Source organism: Timonella sp. A28 (assembly GCF_051200815.1).
In the GTDB taxonomy this organism is placed as follows: Bacteria; Actinomycetota; Actinomycetes; order Actinomycetales; family Cellulomonadaceae; genus Timonella.
The window spans coordinates 947,944-972,022 of sequence record NZ_CP195159.1 but is presented as its reverse complement, the minus strand read 5'-3'; the positions used below and the strand labels follow the sequence as shown (position 1 = coordinate 972,022).

Sequence of the window (24,079 nt, the reverse complement as noted above, 5' to 3'; positions counted from 1 at the left end):
TTGTGTTTCGTGAGGTAAGCCAAACCCGATGCACATGTTGGAGGAGGAAGAATGACTGCACAACCTGCACTATCTGGATCGACTTCAGAAATGAGCGATCCTTCCCACCCGGTAAAGAAAGCATTCCGTAGTATTCCCGAATCAGACTATGTGCGAGACGGCATCGCTGTTGTTGTATTCGCCATGTCGTGCGCATTACCCAAAGAGTTTTCGTTACTGAACGCTGGCGGGACCTCAGTATGGTTTTTTATTAGTGTACTTATTGCTGCAAGCGCATTAACGCTTCCGTATCTTGCTCGGTTTGGATTATTGCCTCAGAACTGGACTGTGTCTAAGACACGTGCAGTGCGACTCATACTAGCTGTTCCTTTTATTGCTTATTTTTTGTGGGTAGTGTTTAGCGATTTTAGGTTCAGTGGCCAGCTGTCGTTTGTGGGGTCGGGAATAGCCCTTGCTGCAGTCGGTGTTGCGTTGAGCGCACAAGCACGCGCAAGCGAAATAGGTCCGGCACATCAGGATCTGAAAGCGGCAGCTACCGCACGGTTGATTGCGACCGGACTTGCTGTCTTGATTATTGCTGCTTACGTGGTGTCTTTGACCTACGGGTGGACTGCCGTATCTCTAGGCTTCGTGCCCGGCATATCTTTTACTGCTGTGGTGGTCGCTCTAGCGTCTTTAATTGTTGTGCCAGTTGTTGCAGTACTAGTGAAGCATTCTGCTGGCTGGCGAAGCGCAGTCGTTGGTCTCGGAATTTTTGTCGCATTATCGCTTTATTTTGCAGGTGGCGGCGTACGCAACGTTACTACGTTTGACGTGGTGGGCTTGTTCCCTCCAGTTTTCCGTGAGCCAGGAACTTTTGAATTGACCATTGGTATTGGTGGGGTTTTGCTGCCTGCATTTGCGGCTGTAGTAGCGTCGCCAGCCTTTAGTCACGCATTAAATCGAACGTCCAAAGTTGAAGAGCGTTTAGACCTTATCGCCCACGTACTGCGGCTTTTGATTCTTGTTGCAGGTGTTATCGCGGTGACTCCTTTCCTCACATATGTGGTGTTATCTGATCGATACCCTGCTGTTTTCCGGGACTCTTACATCCCAACAGCCGTTGGGATTGCTGTGATCGCTCTTGTGGTTGCTGCAGCAGCTATGTGGGGGCTGCGGACATTCAATAAGAACCCGGGTGCTAGCCGTCCAACAATCATCGTCGTGTTAGCTGTTGCGGTTATTGCAGGGATCGTAATGAACGCGATCAACATTTCGTTTGCACCTGTTTTTGCTTATCTTTTGTGCTCACTTGGGCTACCTGCTTTGGGCGTGTACGCGCTTATTGGAAATCGGGAATCTCGTGAGTATTTTGCGCAATCGGCTGGGCGCCGTACTGAAGTGAACCCTGCCGTATATCAGTGGCAGCAGCCGCGTAACGAGGTTATTGCCTCTAAATCTGCTAGCGAAAAAGCTTCCGTGGTTCGTCGTGCAGCGGCTTACGGCGATACGCCTGCAACGGAACAAGTCGAATCAACGCAACCAACTGATGCGGATCAACATGCAGGTATTCCCGACGAAACTACAGTTTTAAAGCGCGCGTCTGCGAATTCTGTGAAAGGGAGCGTAGAAGAGACTGAAGTTTTCGACACACGATCACTCGTTGGTGGCGGAACAAACAGTCATGGATACACCCAAGACGATGCGTTGAATCCGAATACTCCAGCGGTTGTGTTAGCAAAGATCGCAGAAGTAGCGCCGGAATTACGGCCGGCTTTGGCACAAAACCCTGCAACATATCCGGCGTTGATTGACTGGCTGACCCAGATTGATGATCCAGAGATAAATAAGGCTTTGGCAAAGCGAACTAAGTAAGACAAGAGCGTGGTGCGAAGAGTTTTTCCTTTTCGCACCACGTTTTTATCAGACTTTTGAATGATTTTTGTGGACGGATATCTACAATCACCCTGTTTGCGGCTAGACTCCCGATGTTGAAAGAACGTATCCACAATAAGATTGGTTTTCGATGTCGCAACCAGGCGATTACACCCCCGAACTCGCTAGTGACCCACACACCCCTGCGGATGTCCTACGCGAAATTGCTCAACAACGCCCAGATCTACGTGAGTTTGTTGCGCAAAACCCTGCAGCACCCGCAGACCTCCTAACAGAGTTGGCGGATGCTGCTGCGCCTGCTGACGCGGAAACCGCTGAAGCCACCACGCAACTTCCTTCAATCCCGCAACCTCCAAGCGAAACCGCTCCATTACCGCAGGTTGCACAGGATGAAGTGCCTCAGCCTCCAACAGCAACTCTTCCTGCAGCTGTTGCAGTTGAAAACGCTGGGGAAGCCCAAGAAAACGCGCCTAAGAAAAGCAGCCGCGTAAAGTGGATCGCCATTGCCGCAGGCGCCCTAGTGGCTGTTGGTTCCGCCGCATTCGCGTTGAACCACTTCGTGTTTTCGAAAACTGGTGGGTCCGAGACCCCACAGGCAGCTGTTGAACAGCTTGTAAATGGACTTGATAACAAAGACCTCGTCGCTGTGTATGGATCATTACTACCAAGTGATGTTGACTTGTTTACCTCATCATCTGAACAGTTCTTCTCTCACTTTGAGGGAAAAATTAATCAAGACAATTACACAAAAGCCTTCACAGATGCTTTTGATGCTCTTGATATCACCACAAAGAACGTGAAGTACTCGGTGAAGGAAGTTAACGACAACTATGCGTTGGTTTCTCTTACCTCAGGTGAATTCACTGTGGATGCCGACGGAGAGAAACTAGCGAACGTCGCTAATGGGGTTATGGCTGATCTGGAAAAGAGCAGCATCGGAAAACTCATTACTGACGCTGGTGAAACCTTCCCAACGGAACAAGAAATCAAAGATGAAATTGTTTCTTCCGTTGATAAAGATTTCCCTGCCACATTTACTGCTGAAGACCTGCAAATTCCTGTTATGGATGAAGGTGCTTCTGCTTTCGATTCACTTGATTCTTTAGATACTCTCGAAGGGTTAAGCGGCCTTAACGACAGAACAGACTGGACAGAAGAGGTTCTGCCTGACGCCGAAACTGAAAAAGTTCCATTCGCTTTCGTAGCTCATAAGGTTGATGGTGGGTGGTTCGTCAGCCCAGTTATGACCATGTACGACGTCCAAGCAAAAACCGTAGGCAAAGAACTTGCATATGCGGAAATCCCAGAAGGTAAGGGCTCAGCAAAACCAGAAGAAGCCGCTGCCGCATGGGCTAAAACGTACATTGACGGCGTAGGAACCCTTAATTTCAGTGATTCATTCCAGTACGTTATTGCTGCTGAACGCGGTATGGGCGCTGTAAGCTCCGCTCTTCCATTGGAAGGGCCTGAACTTGCCATGTTCGAAGAAGCCCTTAAGCAAGTCCAATTCTCGGACCCTGTATTCTCCGTTGACCGTGTTGAAGGCGACCTCGCTTACTTGAAGTTAGATTCCTTCGAAATCTCAGCAGATATGGACGGCACACCAGTAGCAGTCACCCTCAACTCGGAGTGCGCCGACATCACATCGCTCGGCATGGACATGTCCTTGTGCATTCGCGATATTCCAGCAGCTCAAGAACTTGGGCTCGACCAACTACGCCTTCTTGCAAAGAAAGAAGATGGTGGTTGGTACATCGCTTCAAGCCAGACCGGCGCTGATTCGATGGGCGTCCTCGGATCTAACGCCTTGCGCCTTGCAGAAGAAGGCCACCTCACTGACGAAATGTGGTGGATGGATAACCTTGGTGTACTAGGGTCATTCCTTGGCGGACCTTTCTAAATAACCAACGTTAAGGTGGGGCATCACTCGTTGATGCCCCACCTTTCGTATGCCAGCATGCGATATAAACCTGATTTTTTAATGACCGCTGTGTGATATGTGACATCGTCTCTAACTAAATCGATGTACAGTAGGAACCGTGTACGGCTTTAAGATGGCTAACCTACTTCTTCTTTGCCGCGACGAGGCTAATTAAGCCGGTCACTCGTCGCGGCGGTTGGTGTGCCGGCTTCCACCTAGCTTCCATCTAGTTTTTCGTACACCGTTAGGATTTTTGAACAATGAACGTTCACACTTCACAACAGCCTTCAGGCATGCCGATTCACAAGTATGTGCCGTTCCAACAACACATTAAAGTGGATCTTCCCGATAGAACCTGGCCAGATAAAACTATTACTCAGGCCCCACGCTGGTGCGCGGTTGACCTCCGTGACGGTAACCAAGCACTTATTGAACCGATGGACGCAGAACGAAAACTGCGTATGTTCAAACTCCTTGTTTCGATGGGCTTTAAAGAAATTGAAGTTGGGTTTCCATCAGCTTCACAAACAGACTTTGATTTTGTTCGCCTCCTCATCGAAGAAGGCCACATTCCCGATGACGTTGTTATTCAAGTACTCACCCAATCACGTGAACATTTGATCGCGCGGACGTTTGAATCACTGCAGGGAGCAAAGCAAGCAATCGTTCACTTGTATAACTCAACTTCAGTGCTGCAACGTGAAGTTGTGTTCCGTAAAGACCAAGACGGCATCATCGATATTGCCCTTGACGGTGCAAAACTGTGCAAAAAATTTGAGCACACACTTCCAGACACTGACATTTATTACGAATATTCACCAGAGTCATACACGGGCACTGAACTCGAATTCGCAGTGCGCATATGTAACGAAGTGCTCGACATCCTCGAACCTACCCCAGACCGCAAAGTCATCATCAACTTGCCAGCCACAGTCGAAATGGCCACCCCGAACGTGTACGCGGATTCCATTGAGTGGATGAACCGAAACCTCCATCACCGCGAAAACGTGATTTTGTCACTGCACCCGCATAACGATCGCGGAACTGCGGTTGCAGCAGCAGAATTGGGATACCAAGCCGGAGCCGACCGTATTGAAGGGTGCCTCTTCGGTAACGGTGAACGCACAGGCAACGTTGACCTTGTCACTTTGGGAATGAACTTGTTTTCACAAGGCATCGACCCGCAAATCGATTTCTCTGACATCGACCACATTCGACGCACTGTAGAACACTGCAACCAAATTCCTGTACATGAACGGCACCCATACGCCGGCGACCTCGTGTTCACGGCTTTCTCTGGCTCTCACCAGGATGCAATCAAAAAGGGCTTGGAATCTATGGATTCTAAGGCTGCACAAGCAGGAGCTAGCGTTGATGATCTCGTGTGGGCTGTTCCATATCTTCCGATTGACCCGAAAGATGTTGGTCGAAGCTACGAAGCCGTGATTCGAGTGAACTCGCAATCAGGCAAGGGCGGAATCGCCTACATGCTGAAGACTGAACATTCCCTTGACCTGCCTCGTCGCCTACAAATTGAATTCTCTCGTGTTGTGCAAAACGTTACGGACACAGAAGGCCGAGAAGTAACAAGCAACGACATATGGCGAATTTTTGTGGACGAATACTTGCCGGTCAGCAGCGCAGGTATAGACCTTGATCCGTGGGGACGCTTTGCGCTTAAGGGCACTCGTGCGACTTCAAGCGAAGACGGGTTTAACGCTCTGCAAGTAAACCTAGTTGACGATGGGGTAGAAAAAACCCTTGAGGGCACAGGAAACGGTCCCGTTGCAGCGTTTATTGAGGTGCTGCGCGGACTTGGAATTGACGTTTCTGTTCTTGACTATGCAGAACACGCACTGTCAGAAGGTGGAGACGCTTCAGCAGCTGCCTATGTTGAGTGCATGGTCGCTGACGAGATCCTTTATGGCGTCGGTATTGATCCGTCGATTACTACTGCTTCCTTAAAAGCGATTATCTCTGCGATTAACAGGCAAGGCCGTCACGTCATAGAGCAAGAACAGCGTTAAGCGCAGCCTGAACAGCCTTTGCTGTAGAGAGTCCTCCTGCCTCACAGGTAGGAGGACTCTTTACCATTTGTGGTAACTGTGCTTGGACGATAGTAGGCCGTTGAAATGAGAGAATAGGACAATGCCGCTATACCGAGATGACGCAGTTGTGTTGAGAGCACAAAAGCTGGGTGAAGCGGATCGAATTATCACGCTACTGACCCGTGAGCGCGGAAAAATACGTGCTGTTGCTAAAGGCGTGCGTAGAACTTCGTCGAAGTTCGGAGCACGTCTCGAACCATTCATGCACGTCGATGTACAACTCAATGAAGGTCGAAGCCTCGACATGGTTACCCAAGTCGAGACAATTGGACCATTCGCTCGACCAATCTGCGAGGATTACGCTAAATACACGGCAAGCGTCGCAATGCTCGAGACAGCTGACAAACTTGTTGCTGCTGAACACGAACCGGCAATTCAACAGTATTGGCTGCTTACTGGTGGCTTACGGACGATGGCCGAAGGCGTTAAGCCGGCTTCGCTTATCTTAGATTCCTATTTGCTACGTGCATTTGCTGTTGCCGGATACGCTCCAAGCTTTGACAATTGCGCACGGTGTGGAACGGCAGGACCCCATCGCGCATATTCGCTTGCGCAAGGAGGGGCCGTATGCGCTGAATGTCGACAGCCAGGCGCTGCATCTCCTTCGCCAGAAACTTTCGTTTTGCTTTCTGCGCTATTAAGTGGTGACTGGGACGTCGCATTAGCAACAGATGAGCGAACACGAAAAGAAGCAGCAGGTCTCGTCGCTGCATATAGCCAATATCATCTTGAACGCACATTACGAGCGTTACGACTCGTTGACCGAACAGGACAATAAAACAGAATGACTCCCTCGCACAAGACCTCATCGGAGCAACACGTTTCGGTGCCTTTTCCGCATCCTTCAGGTGCTCAACCGCCAGCTATTCCGGCGCAGTTTGTGCCGCAACACGTTGCGTTAGTGATGGATGGCAATGGACGATGGGCAAACCAGCGTGGTTTACCGCGCACCGAAGGGCATAAGGCTGGTGAGGCTGCTTTGCTTGATGTTGTTGCCGGGGCTATCGAAATCGGTGTGAAGCATGTGTCTGCTTATGCGTTCTCTACAGAAAATTGGAAGCGCTCACCTGAAGAAGTTAGATTTCTTATGGGCTTCAATAAAGAAGTATTACGGCGACGCCGAGACATCCTCAACGAGTGGGGCGTGCGAGTGCGCTGGTCGGGGCGGCGACCAAAGTTGTGGGCGTCAGTTATCAAAGAGTTGGAAGCCGCTGAGGAACTGACGAAAGATAACACTGTCTGCACGTTGAACATGTGCGTGAACTATGGTGGACGCGCTGAGATAGCTGATGCGGCAGCACAGATTGCTAAAGATGCAGCTCTTGGAAAAATTGATCCGAAAAAAGTAACAGAAAAAACAATCGCACGGTACCTCGACGAACCTGATTTACCAGACGTTGACCTGTTTGTTCGTAGTTCAGGGGAGCAGCGTTTTTCTAACTTTATGTTGTGGCAGTCGGCATATGCCGAAATGGTTTTCTTGAATACGCTGTGGCCTGACTTTGACCGTCGCACTTTGTGGCAAGCAATCGAGCAGTATGCGCAACGCGATAGGCGTTACGGTGGAGCGTTAGATAAACCTGCTGTGGAACAAGAAAGCTAACCGAGTAGGTTATTCTCCTGTGTGTGGGTGTGGTCGTTGTTTTCAAGCCGTAATTTTTTGCGTGTTCGTAGAATCGTCCACACCACAGCACCAATGAACAGTACAACGATTGCAAGGCCTAGCGGTGATCCGGCCGCAGCGGAGAGAGCCGCTAGCCATGCGGCCCAGCCGATTGTTGCATAAATGATGCCGTGTGCTACGCATCCTGCAGTCATCGCTGCAAGCCACACGGGAAATTTCATGCGGGTGAGTCCTGCCGCGAGGTTGATGACAGTCTTTGTTCCAGACATGAAGAAGGATCCAAACACCGCTAAAGCGCCCCAACGGTGTACCGCGTTGATTCCTGATCCTTGCGCATTTGTATTAATCCAATGTGCAATACGGCCCATCGTCGGGTTCTTGAAATCGGAGCTGCGCATTGTCCGGTACGCAACGTACCTAGCTAGCCAGTAGGTTGCTTGAGTGCGCAGGAACGCAATACTGAAAAAGAATACAAACAGCACAAAGACTGGTGCGTCATCGAGTGCGTCTGGCATTCTTCTAGATTATCTGTTCTTGGAAGAAATATTGTTAGGTGTGCCTAAGCACACGTGTTTGTGGTGCTTAGGAGCACTCTGAGCAGGTTCCGAAAAGCTCGATGGTGTGTTCAATCTGGGAGAACCCGAATGAATGACCAACTTTTCGGGCCCAGTCTTCAACGGTTGGGCCATCGATTTCAACGGTTTTTCCGCATGAACGGCATACTAAATGGTGGTGGTGTTCGGTGCGTTCGCAGCGACGATAGAGCGCTTCACCATCTCCTGTGCGCAGCACATCAAGTTCGCCAGCATCCGCGAGGTTTTGCAGGGTGCGGTAAACCGTGGCAAGACCTGCTGTCTCGCCACGTTCACGCAAAAGATCATGCAATTGTTGAGCAGACTTAAAATCATCAGTCGCTTCTAAGAGTTCAGCGATTGCTGCTCGTTGTTTTGTCATTCGTTGCATGATGCCACATCTTTCGCAGGAGCCGATTCATAGGTGACGTCGTCGGGTACATCAGGATGCGGGTCGGCATGTCTATTGCGGGAACTGACAAATAAGACTCGCGCGAGGCTGACAAGAACGTATGCGACAACGGCAAGAATTACTATGGTCGCACCTGGAGACAGCGGAATCCAGTAGGTAACCATGAGACCGCTCACAGTGACTGTGACGCCTACTGCCATGGCTACACGCATTGTTGTTTTAAATGACGCTGTTGTGAGCTGTGCGACTGCGACAGGCAAGATCATTATTGCGGAAACAAGCAAGAGGCCAACAACACGCATCGAAACTGTGACGGTGAGGGCAGCGACAACTGCGATGGTTATGTTTGCTGCTCGTACCGGCAAGCCTGAAGCACGCGCAAATTCTTCATCGTTCGATATTGCAAAAAACAGTGACCGCATGCCCACGCCTACAGCGAGGATGATGATTCCGAGAATAGCAATCAGGACAAGATCAAGTTGGGTGACTGTCGAGATAGAACCAAAGAGGTAGGCCATCAGGTTTGCGTTTGTTCCACCGGCTAATCCAATGAGGACAACACCGCCCGCGATTCCTGAGTAGAACAGCATCGCAAGGGCGACGTCTCCAGAAGTTTTTCCTCGTTCTCGGACAAGTTCAATAGCGACTGCGCCAGCTATTGCGGCGATGACAGCACCAGGAATTGCGAGGGCGTCTTGTTCCACAAAACCCATTGCTCCGCCAACGACCCACCCTAAAGCCACACCCGTTAGTGCAACGTGGCCGATTCCGTCACCAAGGAGGGAAAGTTTCCGTTGCACAAGATATGTGCCCATAACGGGTGCGACGAGCCCGACGATGATGGCGGCGATAAGCGCCCGCTGCATGAGTGGATCAGTGAAAAAGGATTCTAGTTCGCTCATAATTGTCATGCTTCGAATCCTGTCTCTGCTAGCAGCGCTGACCCTTCAGGTGTGAAGCCTTCATGGGGGTGAATATGTACGTGGTTTTCGTCGCCGTGTTCGCCGGTCGGTTGTGGTGCGCTACCGTCGTGCACGATTTTTCCGTGTCGTAGCACTACGGTTCGAGTGATGAGCGGACGGAATTCGCCGAGTTCGTGTAGGACGACGACGATTGTTTTTCCTTGCTCAACGAGGGCTTTGAGCGTTGTTGCGAACGCGATTTGGCTGGGACGGTCTACACCGGCAACTGGTTCGTCAAGGACGAGGAGGTCTGGTTCCCGAACGAGGGCTCTTGCGATGAGGACTCGTTGTTGTTGTCCACCGGAGAGGTGGGCCATGGGTGTGTGTACGCGTGCTTCAAGGCCTACTTGTTTGAGGGCTTGTAAGGCGCGTTGTTTATGGTCGCGTGGGAGTTTTAGTCGTCCCGCATAGAGCAGCCCTGAGGTGACGACTTCTCCAGCGGTGGAGCCTACTCCTGTTGTTGCCGCAACCCGTTGGGGTACATACCCGATTTTGCGCCATGGCACGGACGGCCCAAGTTCGCTGCCAAAGAGGGTGATTGTTCCAGAGCTTGCTGGAACAACACCGGTAAGCGCGCGAATGAGAGTTGATTTTCCTGATCCGTTCGCCCCGAGGACAGCAAGTACTTCACCTTCGCGGACGCTGAAATCAATGCCGCGGATGATGTGGCTTGCGCCGAGTGTTACGTGGAGGTTTTTGGCGTGGAGAACGGTTGGTTCGGTCATGAGCAGTGCATTCCTGTTTTTAGTGCTTGTAGATTTGCTTCCATGACCGTGAGGTAGGTTTCGTTTGGATCGACGAGACCTTCGATTGGGTCGAGAACTCTGGTAGCAACGTTGAGGTCTTGCGCTAGTGTTTGTGCGACTTTGGGGCTGGTGAGAGTTTCAAAGAAGATGGTTGTGATGTTGTGTTCTGCAATGTGTTCTTTGACGCTGCGTAGTTGTGCTGGGCTTGGCTCGGTTTCGGGGTCGATTCCGGTGATGCCTACTTGTTCAAAGTCGTATTTGTGCGCGAGATATCCGAAGGCTTCGTGTGTGACGACGATGGAGCGTTGTTCACATGTTTTGAGATCTTCAGTGTAGTTCTTGTCGAGGGTTGCTAGCTCTTCAAGTAGTTTGTCTGTGTTTTCTTGGAATGCTGAGGCGTTTTTTGGGTCTTGTTTCGCTAATTGCGCGTTGATGTCTTCTGCTACGTGTGCGAGCAGGGTTGGGTCGAGCCAGAAGTGTGGATCGGTGGCGCCATGGTCGTGCCCGTCTCCTGCGGCTTCTTCGTCAGCGTGTTCGTCTTCGCTGTGTGAGTGGCCTGGTTCGAGTTGTGCGTGAACTGCGGCATCGTATACGTGTTCTGGGTTGCGTGCTTCAATCGCTTCGTCGACTGCTGCTTGGAAACCTGATTGATAAATGACGAGGTCTGCAGTGCCGATGGCGCGTGTGTGCGCGGGTGCTAGCTCAATGTCGTGTGGCTCTGCTCCTTGGGGAGTGAGCGAATCGATGGTGACATATTTTCCACCGATGTATTCGGTAACAAACTGGAGTGGGTAGAACGCAGCGAGGACTTGGAGCTTCCCGTCGTCTTCTTGCGGGGAGCAAGCGGTGAGCGCGAGTGTGGTGGTGACTGCTGCTGTGGCTGCGAGTGCAGATTTCTTCCAGTTGTTCATGAGATCCATTATCAATAATTTACATGTGTGTAGTCAAAGTGTGATGCACCACCGTCATCAGCATAACGGCGCCCTTGTGTTGCGATAGGAAGTTGCCCTGTAAGCCGGTAGGCTTGATTACTTGCACATTAGTGCGCTTCATTGCCACCGCGAGCCACGCGGGGCGTACAACGTTTTGATGGAGTGATCATTTTGGCCGCAACGCCTTCACGTCTTGACTCAGTAATCTCGCTCGCTAAACGACGCGGTTTCGTTTTCCAATCAGGTGAGATTTACGGTGGATCCCGTTCAGCTTGGGATTACGGACCGCTTGGGGCTGAACTTAAAGAAAACATTAAGCGCCAGTGGTGGCAGCAGATGGTACGCGGCCGCGACGACGTTGTTGGTATCGACTCGTCCGTCATCTTGCCGCGTAAAGTGTGGGAAGCATCAGGCCACGTTGCTGTCTTTACTGACCCTCTTGTTGAGTGCACGTCCTGCCACAAGCGCTACCGCGAAGACACACTGCTTGAAGAGTTTGAGTTCAAGAAGGGTCGCGCGCCAGAAGGCATGAGCGACATTGTGTGCGCTAACTGTGGCAAAAAAGGTGAGTGGACGGAACCACAAAACTTCTCTGGACTCCTGAAGACTTACTTGGGTCCAGTGGACAACGAAGAAGGCATGCACTACCTGCGCCCAGAAACAGCACAGGGTATCTTTGTTAACTTCTCAAACGTGCAAACAGCCTCACGTTTGAAGCCTCCTTTTGGTATTGGTCAAATCGGAAAGTCTTTCCGTAACGAAATCACGCCAGGTAACTTCATCTTCCGTACTCGTGAATTCGAGCAGATGGAACTTGAGTTCTTTGTGAAGCCAGGTACTGACGAAGAGTGGCACCAGCACTGGATCGACACACGTATGGCGTGGTACGTCGACTTGGGAATCGATCCAGAGAACTTGCGTTTGTATGAACACCCGCAAGAAAAACTCAGCCACTATTCCAAGCGCACTGTAGACATCGAATACAAGTTTGGTTTCACCGGTGGTGAATGGGGCGAGCTCGAAGGTGTCGCAAACCGTACAGACTACGATTTGAAGACGCACTCCGACATCTCTGGTAAAGACCTGTCGTACTTTGACCAGGCTGAAGGCGAACGCTACTTCCCGTACGTTATCGAACCAGCCGCTGGACTCACTCGCTCACTCATGGCGTTCCTCGTCGAGGCATACACCGAAGACGAAGCACCAAACACTAAGGGTGGAGTGGACAAACGCGTCGTACTGAAACTTGACCCACGTCTTGCCCCAGTCAAAGCAGCTGTACTTCCGTTGTCTCGTAACGCAGAGCTATCTCCGAAAGCGCGAAAGCTTGCCGCAGATCTACGTCAACTGTGGAATGTTGAGTTTGACGATGCAGGTGCTATTGGCCGTCGTTACCGTCGTCAAGACGAAATTGGTACGCCATTCTGCATCACCGTTGACTTCGACACTCTTGAAGACAACGCTGTGACTATTCGTCACCGTGACTCGATGGAGCAAGAGCGCGTTTCATTGGACAACGTGGTCTCGTTCCTAGCAACACGACTTATCGGCGCTTAACAGCGATTATCACTTACACGCATGCGGGGCATCGTTGAATACGATGTCCCGCATGCGTGCGTTCTGGACCTCGTTACATGAAGGCACGCTGTAAGAGTACGAGCATGCGCGACACAATATGTAATGACTGCATAAGAGAACGTAGGTAAGGAATATACATATGAAACGCACGATGTTTGTCTGTGTGGTGGTTGCGGTGTTGCTGACGGCAGGTTGTTCGTCTGCGCAGCAACCTCGTGAGTCTTCAAGTCCAACGCCAGACGTTTCAACACGTGAACTCATTATTGGTGCACCTACTGAACCGACTGCTCCGTTGCCTGATGACTGGGGCGGGAAAGATTATTGGACTTCACTTGAACACGGGGTGCTCGTGTATGGTGCTGCGGGATCGTCGTCGTGCCCGCCAGTTATCGAATCAGGTCATGTAGAAGACATGACTGTGTATCTCAAACGGGCAGACTATGAAGGCCGCCCGTGCACGATGGATTATCGTCCGCTGCGACAAGACATTACGTTCGCTGACGGTACTCCATTTACTGAGGACTACACGATTGTTGTGGAGAAAACTCCAGTAGCAGACGCTCAAGATTCTTCGTCTTCGGCACCGGGGGAAAAGCTGCTTGTGCGCACTCTCGATTCAGAAGGATTTATTGATGATCCCAACTTTGATACCGGCGAAACATACTGGCGTACACGCGTGGTTGATGCTCAGGTCATTTATGAGGCAGGCGGTGCTGGCGGCTGCCCTCCGACTCTCGATAGTGCGATTCTTAACGGCAACACATTAACTTTGCATGGCACCGATCATGGAGATGGGCCCTGCGCAGAATCATATGTTGCGGTACGGCAAGCCTTGAGTAGAGAAGACGGTTCTGATTTTCCAGCAGACCTAAAAGTCATCATGGATAACCCGACAGGCTACTACTCGAAATAGCGTGTCCTTACCTGTTAAGTGTGGGCAATCTGACGAGCCTGTGACGTTTACGGTGCGAGACACAGTGAGACAATTAGCGGGTGACTATGCTTGAAAACACCCCACAAACTCCTGTGTTGCCGCCCTTGCGTATCGGTAAACATGTAGTTGAAACCCCTGTCGTGTTGGCCCCCATGGCAGGGGTGACAAACACTGCTTTTCGTCGTTTGTGCCGTGAAAACGGTGACGGGTTGTTTGTTGCAGAAATGGTTACAAGCCGTGCTCTGGTAGAACGCAATGAAGAGTCCTTGCGCATTGTTTCGTTTGAAGAGTATGAAACTCCACGATCGGCGCAAGTGTATGGGGTTGACCCGGCCACCGTTGGCGCGGCAGTGAAAATCATTGCCGGTGAAGACCGTGCAGATCATATTGACCTGAACTTTGGCTGCCCGGTACCTAAGGTTACTCGCAAGGGTGGAGGCTCTGCTTTACCGTGGAAAACAGAGCTGTTCACTCGAATCATTGATGCTGCAGTCACTGCCGCAGCCCCCTATGACGTTCCTGTAACGATAAAAATGCGTAAAGGGATCGACGACGATCACATTACGTATCTGGAAGCTGGACTCATCGCAGAACAATTAGGTGTTGCCGCTGTAGCGTTACATGCCCGCACTGCGGCAGAACACTATTCTGGAACAGCAGACTGGTCTGCGATAAAACTTTTGAAAGAGACAGTCACATCAATTCCGGTGCTCGGCAACGGCGATATTTGGTCTGCTGAAGACGCACTGCGCATGGTCGAAGAAACCGGATGCGACGGTGTGGTTGTTGGTCGTGGATGTCAGGGACGTCCGTGGCTGTTTGCTGATTTAACTGCTGCTTTTGCTGGAAGCGACGAACGCATTAAACCAGGCTTACGGCATGTAGCTGACACCATTTATCGTCACGGCGAATACATGGCAGAGTTCTTTGGCGACGAGGGCAGGGGACTGCGCGATCTACGCAAACACATGGCATGGTATCTCAAAGGCTATGCCGTTGGCGGTGAAGCACGAAACGGTCTCGCTCTTGTCGATTCACTTGCTGATTTGCGAACAAAACTTGATGGGCTTGACCTCGACGCGCCATATCCTGGTAAAGATGCGGAAGGGCAGCGCGGTCGCGCTGGCTCGCCCAAGCGGCCACATTTGCCAGAAGGCTGGCTTGAATCACGAGAGTTAAGCGACGAGTTTCGTCGCAAACTGGAAGAAGCTGAACTCAGTATCTCTGGTGGTTAAAAAATTTGCTGGCAGATATGCGTGTGGGCGGCACCCAAAGGTGCCGCCCACACGCATATCTAGTGGTGGGTTACGCGACGGTAATCCACGCGCACACGTCAGTTGCGATCTGGTTGCCGATGAGAGGCTGGCTTGAGATCAACACGTGAGCGTTTTCTGGCAGATCAACCGGCTGCGCGCCATAGTTGGTGACAACTAAGACATCACCGTTCTGGTATGCAAGGACATCTGCGGAGTCTGCGAACTCGTTAACCCATGCGAGGGAACCAAGACCAAGGTTGTGTTCCTTGCGCAGGGCGAGGGCATGGCGGTACATCGCATAGGTGGAGTCTGGTGCTGCTTTTTGTACGTCTGCTGCGATAGCGCCGTAGGTGTCAGGCTGTGGCAGCCATGTTTGTCCTGTTTCGGAGAACCCATAGGCTGGTTTGTCGGCTTCCCATGCAAGTGGAACACGGCAGCCGTCACGCCCGGCTTCGGTACGGCCTTTACGCTCGAAGGCAGGGTCTTGGCGGTATTCGTCGGGCATTGTTGTGTGGTCTGGTGTGCCAAATTCTTCGCCGTTGTAGAGGTAGGCGGAGCCTGGCAAACCGAGCATTTGTAGGGTTGCTGCGCGGGCGCGACGCAACCCGAGTTCAACGTCTGGTTGTGGTTCTGTGGCGCGAACTCCATTCGGGTTCATTTCGCGGCCGTCTACGACAGCTGGAAGTCCCATTCGGGTTGCGTGTCGTACAACGTCGTGGTTGGACAGCACCCAGGTGGTTGGTGCGCCGACCACGTCGTTTTCGCGTACGGAAGCGTTGATGACGGTGCGTAGTGCGGCAGCGTCCCATTTGGTGGTGAGGAATGAGAAGTTAAATGCTTGTTGCATTTCGTCTTCGCGTACGTAGAGCGCGAGTCGGGAGAGTGGCTCTACCCATGCTTCTGCGACGAGGCAGCGGTCGCCATCGTATTGTTCAAGGACTTCATGCCATGAACGGTAGATCTCGTGGACTCCGTTTTGGTCGAACATTGGTCCAGAGTTTCCGCCACCGTTGGAGCCGTCTTCGTTTGGGGTTCCGTCGGTTTGTACTTGGGTGGCACCTTCGTTTTTGGTGCCGTCGACCATGCCGGTAACGCCGTCCCAGTCGGGGAGTCCAGCGGCTTTCACCATGCCGTGTGCGACGTCGATGCGGAATCCGTCTACGCCACGGTCTAGCCAGAACTTGAGGATCGAAATGAAGTCTTCTTTTACTTCGGCGTTGTCCCAGTTGAGGTCTGGTTGACGAGTGTCAAACATGTGTAGGTACCACTGGGTGTCGGTGACGCCGTCTTCTTGCGCGTTCCAGCGTTGGTCTACGCGGGTCCATGCTGGGCCGCCGAAGATGGACTGCCAGTTGTTTGGTGGTAGTTCACCGTTTTCGCCTTTGCCGTCACGGAACATGTAGCGGTCGCGGGCGGCGGAACCAGGTCCTGCCTGGATTGCTTCTTTAAACCAGTCGTGGTCGTCTGACGTGTGGTTTGGGACGAGGTCGACGATTACTTTGAGTCCGAGTGCGTGGGCTTTGTCAGCCATGACTTGGAAGTCGTCGAGGTCTCCGAAGATCGGGTCGATGTGACGGTAGTCGGATACGTCGTATCCGGCATCTGCTTGTGGTGACTTGTAGAACGGTGAGAGCCATAATGCGTCTACGCCGAGCTCTACGAGGTGGTCGAGGCGTTGGGTGATTCCGACGAGGTCACCGATTCCATCTCCGTTGCCGTCTGCGAAAGAGCGGGGGTAAACCTGATAGATCACAGCGTTGCGCCACCATTGTGCGTTGCCTGTGGTGGCAGGGTGCACGATTGTGGTGTCTGGTGATGTGGTGGTCAGTGTGAGGGACACTGCGAGCTCCATTCGATGTGGTCGGTGTGTGGCTAGTTGTTGTTGATGCGGTAGGACGCGAGGCGGGCTTCTGGTGAGGTTCCCGTTGAGTTTCGCACGATGAGTTCGGGGTGGAATTGCAGTTCTGATGTTGGCGCTGTTGCACTTTCGATCATGGATACAAGTCCGGAGACGGCTGCTTGCGACATGGTCGCTACAGGTTGTCTGATGGTGGTCAGTGGTGGGTCGGTGAATCCGATGAGTGGGGAATCGTCGTATCCGATGATGGAGACGTCTTCGGGAACTTTCAGGTTGCGTTGGTGTGCAGCGCGTACGGCCCCTAATGCCATGAGGTCTGATCCGCACACGATTGCGGTGTGTCCTGAGTCGAGGAGTTCGTTGGCTGCTGCTTGTCCACCTTCAACGGTGAACAGGGAGGTGGCGACGTGTTGGTCTCCGTCGTCTTGTCCGAGGTGTTTGTGCAGCGCGTTTTTGAATCCTTCAGTTTTGCGTTGTGCGGTGATGAAGCGTTGGGGGCCAATCGCTAGACCTATTTTGTGGTGGCCGAGTGAGACGAGGTGGCGTACGCCGAGTTCCATGGCGGTGAGGTCGTCGCAGGAGATGAAGGGGGCGTCGATGTCTTGGGCGTAGCCGTTGATGAAGACGAGTGGGATTCCTTTTGTGCGGAGCTGGTCGTATCTGGTGTGGCTGGCTTGTGTGTCTGCGTGTAATCCTGCAACGAAAACGATGCCATCGACTTTGTGTTCTTGGAGCATGTCGATGTATTCGTCTTCTGATGTGCCACCGGGGGATTGGGTGCACAGTAGGGGGGTGTATCCGCGTTGGGAGAGTAGCCCTTCGATTGTTTGTGCGAAGGCTGGAAAGACTGGGTTTGTGAGTTCGGGGACGACGAGGCCGACGAGTCCTGCTGAGCGGTTGCGAAATTTTTCGGGGCGTTCGTAGCCGAGGATGTCGAGTGCGGCGAGGACTGCTTGGCGGGTTTCTGTGGCGACGCTGCTTTTTCCGTTGAGGACACGTGAAACTGTTGCAGTGCTGACTCCTGCTTGTTCGGCAATGTCTGTGAGCCTGGTTTTACTGTTGCCGGTTGTCTGGCTCGTTGTGAGTGACACGTGTGACCTCCTCGTCGCGAAGTTGTGCACTGTGTGGGCGTCCCCGTCGAGTGCGTCTTGTTGCAGGGGTTTTGCTGTTTGCGCAGGATGTTGCCGTGGCATTCATGTCCTGTTCTGCAAAATCTTGCAACAAATTTTCTGTGTGGAATTTTATCCTACTTGCGCTGTTTATCGAGCATTTTCTCGCAACGTGAAGGCAGTAACTCTGTTGTTGCTGCAACTTTCGGATGAAACAACCGTATCGTTACATGAAAGTTACTGCAAGAACTTGCAAATCTTGCAAGGAGGTAGTTACTGTGTTCACAATGGGTCAGAAAACAACGGCTGACCAACATCCCCACGCACATTTGGAGAAACCACGATGCAAAGAAGCATCCCAGCGGTAGCTGCGGCACTAGGAATGGCACTCGTTCTTACAGCCTGCTCTGGAGACACCAAAGAACAGGCAGAAACAACCACCACAACCCCAGCTGTTTCTGGAAACCTCACAGTATGGGTTGATGAAACTCGCATCAACGACTTTGCAGAGGTCATCGAAAAGTTTAAGTCCGACCGCAACGTAACCGTTGAAGTTGTACAAAAAGCTTCAGGTGACATCCGCACCGAATTCGTTCAACAAGTCCCAACAGGTGAAGGCCCAGACGTCATCATCGGAGCAAACGACTGGATCGGCGAGTTCGTAACCAACGGTGTCGTCGCACCAGTAGCACTCGGAGACAAAGCAGCACAGTTCTCAGAAGGTTCAATCAGCGCATTCACCTACCAAGGCAACACCTACGGTGTTCCTTACGCAGTGGAATCCATTGCGCTCGTGCGTAACAACAAGCTCGCACAAGAAACACCAGCAACCTTTGACGAACTCATCGCACAAGGTAAAGAACTCGGCTCCGAATTCCCTGTTCTCATCCAGCAAGGTGCTGAAGGCGACGCCTACCACACCTACCCACTGCAAACATCGTTCGGTGCACAAGTCTTTAAGACAGACGACACCGGTGCATACACCGAAGAGCTCGCACTCGGCGGAGAAGCTGGCGAAAACTGGGCTAACTACCTCGAAAAGCTTGGTAAAGAAGGAATCCTCGACGCATCCATCGGTGGAGACCAAGCAAAGGAAGCTTTCTCGTCCGGTAAATCCGCTTACATGGTGACTGGCCCATGGTACGCAAACGAATTCGTGAAAGAAGGACTGGACATCTCCATCCTTCCAGTGCCATCCGCTGGCGGTGAAGAATCACGTCCGTTCGCTGGATACCAAGGCGCATACATCTCTGCGAAATCACAAAATGCTGTTCTCGCAAACGACTTCGTTGTGAACTACCTATCCACTGAAGAAGCCGCAGACCAAATCTACGCTTCCGGTGGCCGTATCCCAGCGTTGACCGCATCAGCTGCAAAAATCACTGACGAGATCGCAAAGGGATGGGCTGACGCAGCAGCGGCCGGCCTTCCACAGCCAGGCTCAGCAGCAATGGGTGTTGTATGGAAGTTCTGGGGACTCACCCAGCTCGACATCGCTTCGGGCAAGGCAGACGACCCAGCAGCAGCATGGAACACCATGATCACAAATATCGAAGACGGCATCAAGAACAGCTGATCTTCACCGCAACAACACTGCGGAGCGCGAGCTTTCGCGCCACACAACACTAGTTGGGGGTTCCGCACACGCGGAACCCCCAACGCGCGCTTAACGACGACACGTCACATAGATTGAAGTTGCGGGCTGAAACCACAGTAGCAACCCCACAGAACAGCCACCTTGGCCATACACGGTCAACCACGGAGGGACGAGATGAGCATCTCGCAAGGAGCGACTGGGCACAGCCCGGAAACCGACAACGGTGCACAAACTCCAGTACACGACGCCTCACCAGCGCGTAGCTTTAAAGCGGGTTTCTTTGTCAAGCTAGCCCTCATGGCCGCAATAAACGCATTCGGTTTATACGGCTTGCTCTCTGCATGGGCGACAGGAACATGGGGCGTCTTTACCGGGTTGGTCGTTGCACTCATTGCAGCGAACTACGTGTACTTTTCACGCCGCGCCATCCCAGCAAAATACCTTTACCCGGGTTTGCTGTTCTTATTCACGTACCAGCTCTTCACCATGGTGTACACAGGGTACGTCGCATTCACCAACTACGGTGACGGCCACAACTCCACAAAAACAGACGCCATTGAGTCAGTACTCGCCTACAACGAAGTGCAAGTCCCAGGCAGCCCCTCATATCCAGTAACGATCCTCGTCGACGGTGACAACAACCTTGCCCTCGGAATCGTCGAAAACGGGGTAGCAAAAATTGGAACACAAGAAACGCCACTTACCGCAGCCGAAGGCGCGCAAGTAACAAGCACGCACATTACCGCAGCCGACGGATACGACGTACTCGACTTCAGCAAAATCGTTGAACGCCAACAAGACATTTCCGCGTTGCGTGTTCCGTTCTCTGACAACGCAGAAGACGGTTCACTACGCACACTCGATGCACTCAACGCATACCAGTTCAGTTCCACCATGGAGTACGACGAAACCGCCGACACCATGACCAACACTGCCGCTGGAATCGTCTACACGGCTGACCCTGATACTGGATACTTCACCAGCGCAGACGGCGACAATCTGACACCAGGATGGCGCGTCTCAGTAGGTTTCGACAACTTCACCTACATGTTCACTGACTCGCGCGTGTCAGGGCCATTCTTCTCTATTTTGACGTGGACGTTCGCGTTCGCGTTCCTCTCAGTCGTCACAACGTTTGCGCTTGGTTTAGCTTTCGCCCTCGTCTTCAACGATCCGCGAGTACGCGGACGAAAAATCTACCGCGCGATCCTGATCTTGCCGTACGCATTCCCAGGGTTCCTGTCCGCACTGGTGTGGAAAGGAATGCTCAACGAACGATTCGGGTTCGTCAACGAAGTGATCCTCGGCGGCGCGTCCGTGCCGTGGCTGTCCGACCCGTGGCTCGCAAAAGTTTCCATCATCATGGTGAACCTATGGCTCGGATTCCCTTACATGTTCCTGATCACGACAGGCGCACTGCAATCCATGCCACATGACGTTTTAGAATCCGCAAAAATGGATGGTGCATCACCGTGGCGTGTACTACGATCCATTATTTTGCCGCTCTTGATGATCTCCACAGCGCCGCTGCTGATCTCAAGCTTCGCGTTCAACTTCAACAACTTCTCGCTCATCTACATGCTTACCGGCGGTGGACCAAACTACAGCGGAAGCCCACTCATCATTGGATCAACAGACATCTTGATCTCCATGGTGTATTCAGTCGCATTCGAATCAGGCGTCAAACAGTACGGACTAGCCTCCGCAGTATCCATCTTGATCTTCATCATGGTTGGAATCATTTCGTGGCTTGGCTTCCGTCAGACCCGCAAGCTGGAGGAATACTGAGATGTCAGTACAGGCAGAAGAACTAGAAATCCGCCCTTCCGGCACCCGCAACGCACGCTGGTGGAAAGAAGTATCGTGGCGTCACCTCGTTGGTGTGCTCGCAAGCATATATGCAGTATTTCCACTGGTGTACGTGCTCTCAACCTCGCTGAACCCGAGTGCGAAACTAGCCGGATCAAACGACCTGTTTCGCGTGATCTCCAGCGAAAACTTCACGCAACTAGCAGACACTAAGTTCTACACGTGGGCAATGAACTCACTGTTCATCTCCACTGTGAGTGCAATCGGAACAGTGCTTATGGCATCAGCCGCAGCATATGCGTTCTCCCGATTCCGCTTCACTGGGCGACGAACCTCACTCACGGGGCTCCTCATCATCCAAATGTTCCCGCAAATGCTTGCAGTCGTTGCAATCTTCTTGCTGTTGCTCTCCCTCAAAGAGGTGTACCCATTCTTGGGGGCAAACAGTCAACTTGGTTTGATTGCCATCTACCTGGGTGGAGCGTTAGGTGTGAACACATTCCTGTTGTACGGATTCTTCAACACCGTGCCTAAGGAAATTGACGAGGCAGCAAAAATTGATGGTGCAACCCACGCGCAAATCTTCTGGACGATAATCCTGCGCCTCGTCACACCTATCTTGGCTGTCGTGGGACTGCTGTCCTTCGTCGGCACCTATGGCGAGTTCATTATTGCGAAAACAGTGCTTTCGCAAAGCGACAAGGTGACGCTCGCGGTTGGTCTCTACCAGTGGGCGTCAGACGAACGAAACGCGCCATGGGGTCTCTTTGCTGCAGGTGCCGTACTCGCGGCTATCCCCATCATCGTATTGTTCCTCTACCTGCAAAAATACATTGTCTCGGGGCTCACAGCCGGTTCCGTGAAAGGATAACAAGCAACAATGGCGCTCGACGCTCGCACGGACAACCCATCCAGCGTTCCAACAGAACCGCACCACGATGGAAGCGAACTATACGTCCACCCCATCACGCCACACCGTGGGGAGTACGTAACCGTGCGAGTGCGAGTGCCACTCAGCTACCACGAAACCGCTGTACATCTCCGCAGCGTCAGAGACGGCGAACCGCGCCTCACACCGGCACACATCGTTGCAGAGAACCCGTACGAACGCTGGTATGAGGCACGGCTCCTCGTCCACAATCCAGTAACGTCCTACCGATTCTTTTTCGCGTTCGACAACGACTACGCGTGGCTTAACGGCACCGGACTGCATTACCAAGACGTTCCAGACAGCCACGACTTCAAAATAACCGTGCACCAGCCAGCCCCAGCATGGCTGCATGACGGGATCGTCTACCAAATATTCCCAGACAGGTTTGCGCGCTCAACACACGCACCCGCATTGACTGAAACACAGCTACCACACTGGGCGATTCCCGCAGCACACTGGGACGAGGACCCTATTCCAGAGGGGCTAGGAGTGGCACACCACTACTTCGGTGGCGACCTCGACGGCATCACCGAACACGTGGACTACCTGAAAGACCTCGGAGTCACCACCGTCTACCTGACACCGATCTTCCCAGGCGAATCAAACCACCGATACGACGCATCCACATTCGACTGCGTTGACCCACTCCTCGGCGGCAACGAGGCATACACGCGACTCATCGAACAGATCCACAGCCGCGGAATGAAAATCATCGGTGACATTACAACAAACCACACCGGCGTCAGCCACTCATGGTTCACAACCGCAGCCACCGATCCGGCCAGTGAAGAACACTCCTACTATTACTGGACCGACGACGAAACCGGGTACGCCTGCTGGCTCGAACACCCCTCGCTACCCAAACTCAACTACAACTCCCACGCCCTCACCGCACGCATGATTGACGGCCCACAGTCCATCATCGGAACATGGATGCAACCCCCATTTTCTATCGACGGGTGGCGAGTAGACGTAGCAAACATGACCGGACGCTACGGCAACGACAACATGACCACAGACATTGCTCGTCGTATCCGCACCACCATGACTGACATCAACGCGCAGTCACTGCTAATTTCAGAACACTTCCACGACGCAAGCACAGACCTAGACGGCGACGGCTGGCATGGAAACATGAACTATTCGGCGTTCACCCGCCCAGTGTGGTCATTCATCGCACACCACGACCAAAACACACCAGCGTTCGGGCTACCCGCACCACTCATCCGCCGCAGCGGAACAACAATGGTTCAGGTCATGCGCGAATTTGCTGCACAGGTTCCGTTCACCGTCAGCCGAGACCACTGGAACATGCTCGGCTCACACGACACACCGCGCTTGCGCACCCTCATCGGCACAGACGACATGACCGAAGTGGCAGCCGGACTACTCTTCACATACCTAGGAAACCCGGTTGTTTTTGCTGGCGATGAAGTGGGCCTCACCGGAATAAACGGCGAACACGCACGCAAAACAATGCCGTGGAACGATCCAACACGATGGCACCAGCCCACCCACGACACCTATCGGGCACTGATCCGCGTCCGTTCCGAATCGAAAGCCCTACAAGTAGGCGGACTACGGTGGATCGTCACTGACGACGATGCAGTCGCCTACGTCCGCGAAACACCTGACGAATGCGTCCTCGTGCTTATTGCACGCAGCCGGTGGAACGGTGCACGCGTGTCCGTTGGCATCAGCGCAGGGCTTAACTACGACACAACTCCTGTCCCACAGACACTGTATGGGGCACACGACATACACATTGACGGCGACGAATATGTGCTACCTCAAGTAGGTTCATCTGTCCACATTTGGCGTCTAAACTATCGACACGACGGTAATCTTCGTTAGT

The 24,079-nt window shown here is 52.5% G+C and carries 19 protein-coding genes; 12 read left to right on the top strand and 7 right to left on the bottom strand.

Features of this window, described 5'->3' with window-relative positions; all coding sequences use genetic code 11:
• Nucleotides 1-51 precede the first annotated feature (51 nt).
• The 5 genes from ACR9EC_RS04630 (at nucleotide 52) to ACR9EC_RS04610 (ending at nucleotide 7,507) form a co-directional block, all read left to right on the top strand.
• Nucleotides 52-1,854 (top strand): hypothetical protein, encoded by a 1,803-nt coding sequence (locus tag ACR9EC_RS04630; RefSeq protein WP_435300329.1) that lies wholly within the window; start codon nucleotides 52-54, stop codon nucleotides 1,852-1,854.
• A gap of 151 nt (nucleotides 1,855-2,005) precedes the next feature.
• The gene (locus ACR9EC_RS04625) at nucleotides 2,006-3,775 is read left to right on the top strand and encodes a hypothetical protein (RefSeq protein ID WP_435300328.1); all 1,770 of its coding nucleotides are present in this window, start codon (nucleotides 2,006-2,008) and stop codon (nucleotides 3,773-3,775) included.
• A gap of 281 nt (nucleotides 3,776-4,056) precedes the next feature.
• Nucleotides 4,057-5,823, top strand: a complete 1,767-nt coding sequence (leuA, locus tag ACR9EC_RS04620; RefSeq protein WP_435300327.1) for a 2-isopropylmalate synthase — start codon at nucleotides 4,057-4,059, stop codon at nucleotides 5,821-5,823.
• Between the two features lie 121 nt (nucleotides 5,824-5,944).
• The gene (gene recO / locus ACR9EC_RS04615) at nucleotides 5,945-6,682 is read left to right on the top strand and encodes a DNA repair protein RecO (protein WP_435300326.1); all 738 of its coding nucleotides are present in this window, start codon (nucleotides 5,945-5,947) and stop codon (nucleotides 6,680-6,682) included.
• Nucleotides 6,683-6,688: 6 nt separating this feature from the next.
• Nucleotides 6,689-7,507, top strand: a complete 819-nt coding sequence (locus ACR9EC_RS04610; protein ID WP_435300325.1) for an isoprenyl transferase — start codon at nucleotides 6,689-6,691, stop codon at nucleotides 7,505-7,507.
• Here the strand turns inward: ACR9EC_RS04610 and ACR9EC_RS04605 are convergent.
• The 5 genes from ACR9EC_RS04605 to ACR9EC_RS04585 form a co-directional block, all read right to left on the bottom strand.
• On the bottom strand, nucleotides 7,504-8,043 hold the full coding sequence (locus ACR9EC_RS04605; RefSeq protein WP_435300324.1) for a DedA family protein: 540 nt from the start codon (nucleotides 8,041-8,043) through the stop codon (nucleotides 7,504-7,506). The genes ACR9EC_RS04610 and ACR9EC_RS04605 overlap by 4 nt on opposite strands.
• A 67-nt stretch (nucleotides 8,044-8,110) precedes the next feature.
• The gene (locus ACR9EC_RS04600; protein WP_435300323.1) at nucleotides 8,111-8,491 is read right to left on the bottom strand and encodes a Fur family transcriptional regulator; all 381 of its coding nucleotides are present in this window, start codon (nucleotides 8,489-8,491) and stop codon (nucleotides 8,111-8,113) included.
• Nucleotides 8,479-9,423 (bottom strand): metal ABC transporter permease, encoded by a 945-nt coding sequence (locus tag ACR9EC_RS04595; protein ID WP_435300322.1) that lies wholly within the window; start codon nucleotides 9,421-9,423, stop codon nucleotides 8,479-8,481. Before ACR9EC_RS04595 ends, ACR9EC_RS04600 begins: the two co-directional genes overlap by 13 nt.
• Nucleotides 9,420-10,199 carry a metal ABC transporter ATP-binding protein gene (locus ACR9EC_RS04590; protein ID WP_435300321.1) on the bottom strand — a complete coding sequence of 260 codons (780 nt, stop codon included), beginning with the start codon at nucleotides 10,197-10,199 and terminating at the stop codon, nucleotides 9,420-9,422. The genes ACR9EC_RS04595 and ACR9EC_RS04590 overlap by 4 nt, the downstream gene beginning before the upstream one ends.
• Nucleotides 10,196-11,140 (bottom strand): metal ABC transporter substrate-binding protein, encoded by a 945-nt coding sequence (locus ACR9EC_RS04585; RefSeq protein ID WP_435300320.1) that lies wholly within the window; start codon nucleotides 11,138-11,140, stop codon nucleotides 10,196-10,198. The genes ACR9EC_RS04590 and ACR9EC_RS04585 overlap by 4 nt, the downstream gene beginning before the upstream one ends.
• A gap of 183 nt (nucleotides 11,141-11,323) precedes the next feature.
• Between ACR9EC_RS04585 and ACR9EC_RS04580 the strand changes: the two genes are divergently transcribed.
• The 3 genes from ACR9EC_RS04580 to dusB all read left to right on the top strand — a co-directional run bounded on the left by ACR9EC_RS04580 (nucleotide 11,324) and on the right by dusB (nucleotide 14,899).
• Complete coding sequence (locus ACR9EC_RS04580) at nucleotides 11,324-12,709, top strand: glycine--tRNA ligase (RefSeq protein WP_435300319.1); 1,386 nt, start codon at nucleotides 11,324-11,326, stop codon at nucleotides 12,707-12,709.
• 160 nt (nucleotides 12,710-12,869) lie between these two features.
• On the top strand, nucleotides 12,870-13,643 hold the full coding sequence (locus ACR9EC_RS04575) for a hypothetical protein (protein ID WP_435300318.1): 774 nt from the start codon (nucleotides 12,870-12,872) through the stop codon (nucleotides 13,641-13,643).
• Between the two features lie 86 nt (nucleotides 13,644-13,729).
• Entirely contained in the window at nucleotides 13,730-14,899 is a 1,170-nt protein-coding gene (gene dusB, locus ACR9EC_RS04570) for a tRNA dihydrouridine synthase DusB (protein ID WP_435300608.1), read from the top strand.
• A 70-nt stretch (nucleotides 14,900-14,969) separates the two neighbouring features.
• Here dusB and ACR9EC_RS04565 read toward each other — a convergent pair whose 3' ends face one another.
• Nucleotides 14,970-16,772 (bottom strand): glycoside hydrolase family 13 protein, encoded by a 1,803-nt coding sequence (locus tag ACR9EC_RS04565; protein WP_435300317.1) that lies wholly within the window; start codon nucleotides 16,770-16,772, stop codon nucleotides 14,970-14,972.
• A 20-nt stretch (nucleotides 16,773-16,792) separates the two neighbouring features.
• Entirely contained in the window at nucleotides 16,793-17,869 is a 1,077-nt protein-coding gene (locus ACR9EC_RS04560) for a LacI family DNA-binding transcriptional regulator (RefSeq protein ID WP_435300316.1), read from the bottom strand.
• A 361-nt stretch (nucleotides 17,870-18,230) separates the two neighbouring features.
• On the opposite strand from ACR9EC_RS04560, the gene ACR9EC_RS04555 reads away from it, so the two are divergent.
• The 4 genes from ACR9EC_RS04555 to ACR9EC_RS04540 all read left to right on the top strand — a co-directional run bounded on the left by ACR9EC_RS04555 (nucleotide 18,231) and on the right by ACR9EC_RS04540 (nucleotide 24,078).
• The gene (locus ACR9EC_RS04555; RefSeq protein ID WP_435300315.1) at nucleotides 18,231-19,463 is read left to right on the top strand and encodes a sugar ABC transporter substrate-binding protein; all 1,233 of its coding nucleotides are present in this window, start codon (nucleotides 18,231-18,233) and stop codon (nucleotides 19,461-19,463) included.
• Between the two features lie 195 nt (nucleotides 19,464-19,658).
• Complete coding sequence (locus ACR9EC_RS04550; protein WP_435300314.1) at nucleotides 19,659-21,272, top strand: ABC transporter permease subunit; 1,614 nt, start codon at nucleotides 19,659-19,661, stop codon at nucleotides 21,270-21,272.
• Between the two features lies 1 nt (nucleotide 21,273).
• The gene (locus ACR9EC_RS04545) at nucleotides 21,274-22,164 is read left to right on the top strand and encodes a sugar ABC transporter permease (RefSeq protein WP_435300313.1); all 891 of its coding nucleotides are present in this window, start codon (nucleotides 21,274-21,276) and stop codon (nucleotides 22,162-22,164) included.
• Between the two features lie 9 nt (nucleotides 22,165-22,173).
• Nucleotides 22,174-24,078 carry a glycoside hydrolase family 13 protein gene (locus tag ACR9EC_RS04540; RefSeq protein ID WP_435300312.1) on the top strand — a complete coding sequence of 635 codons (1,905 nt, stop codon included), beginning with the start codon at nucleotides 22,174-22,176 and terminating at the stop codon, nucleotides 24,076-24,078.
• Nucleotide 24,079 lies beyond the last annotated feature (1 nt).

Bases quoted from the DNA above. Each gene is read 5' to 3' on its own strand.
- dusB (WP_435300608.1), top strand. From the start codon at position 13,730: ATGCTTGAAAACACCCCACAAACTCCTGTGTTGCCGCCCTTGCGTATC.
- ACR9EC_RS04545 (WP_435300313.1), top strand. From the start codon at position 21,274: ATGTCAGTACAGGCAGAAGAACTAGAAATCCGCCCTTCCGGCACCCGC.
- ACR9EC_RS04630 (WP_435300329.1), top strand. From the start codon at position 52: ATGACTGCACAACCTGCACTATCTGGATCGACTTCAGAAATGAGCGAT.
- ACR9EC_RS04585 (WP_435300320.1), bottom strand. From the start codon at position 11,140: ATGGATCTCATGAACAACTGGAAGAAATCTGCACTCGCAGCCACAGCA.
- ACR9EC_RS04595 (WP_435300322.1), bottom strand. From the start codon at position 9,423: ATGACAATTATGAGCGAACTAGAATCCTTTTTCACTGATCCACTCATG.
- ACR9EC_RS04575 (WP_435300318.1), top strand. From the start codon at position 12,870: ATGAAACGCACGATGTTTGTCTGTGTGGTGGTTGCGGTGTTGCTGACG.
- ACR9EC_RS04555 (WP_435300315.1), top strand. From the start codon at position 18,231: ATGCAAAGAAGCATCCCAGCGGTAGCTGCGGCACTAGGAATGGCACTC.
- ACR9EC_RS04625 (WP_435300328.1), top strand. From the start codon at position 2,006: ATGTCGCAACCAGGCGATTACACCCCCGAACTCGCTAGTGACCCACAC.
- ACR9EC_RS04605 (WP_435300324.1), bottom strand. From the start codon at position 8,043: ATGCCAGACGCACTCGATGACGCACCAGTCTTTGTGCTGTTTGTATTC.
- ACR9EC_RS04610 (WP_435300325.1), top strand. From the start codon at position 6,689: ATGACTCCCTCGCACAAGACCTCATCGGAGCAACACGTTTCGGTGCCT.
- ACR9EC_RS04540 (WP_435300312.1), top strand. From the start codon at position 22,174: ATGGCGCTCGACGCTCGCACGGACAACCCATCCAGCGTTCCAACAGAA.
- ACR9EC_RS04600 (WP_435300323.1), bottom strand. From the start codon at position 8,491: ATGCAACGAATGACAAAACAACGAGCAGCAATCGCTGAACTCTTAGAA.
- leuA (WP_435300327.1), top strand. From the start codon at position 4,057: ATGAACGTTCACACTTCACAACAGCCTTCAGGCATGCCGATTCACAAG.
- recO (WP_435300326.1), top strand. From the start codon at position 5,945: ATGCCGCTATACCGAGATGACGCAGTTGTGTTGAGAGCACAAAAGCTG.
- ACR9EC_RS04550 (WP_435300314.1), top strand. From the start codon at position 19,659: ATGAGCATCTCGCAAGGAGCGACTGGGCACAGCCCGGAAACCGACAAC.
- ACR9EC_RS04565 (WP_435300317.1), bottom strand. From the start codon at position 16,772: ATGGAGCTCGCAGTGTCCCTCACACTGACCACCACATCACCAGACACC.
- ACR9EC_RS04590 (WP_435300321.1), bottom strand. From the start codon at position 10,199: ATGACCGAACCAACCGTTCTCCACGCCAAAAACCTCCACGTAACACTC.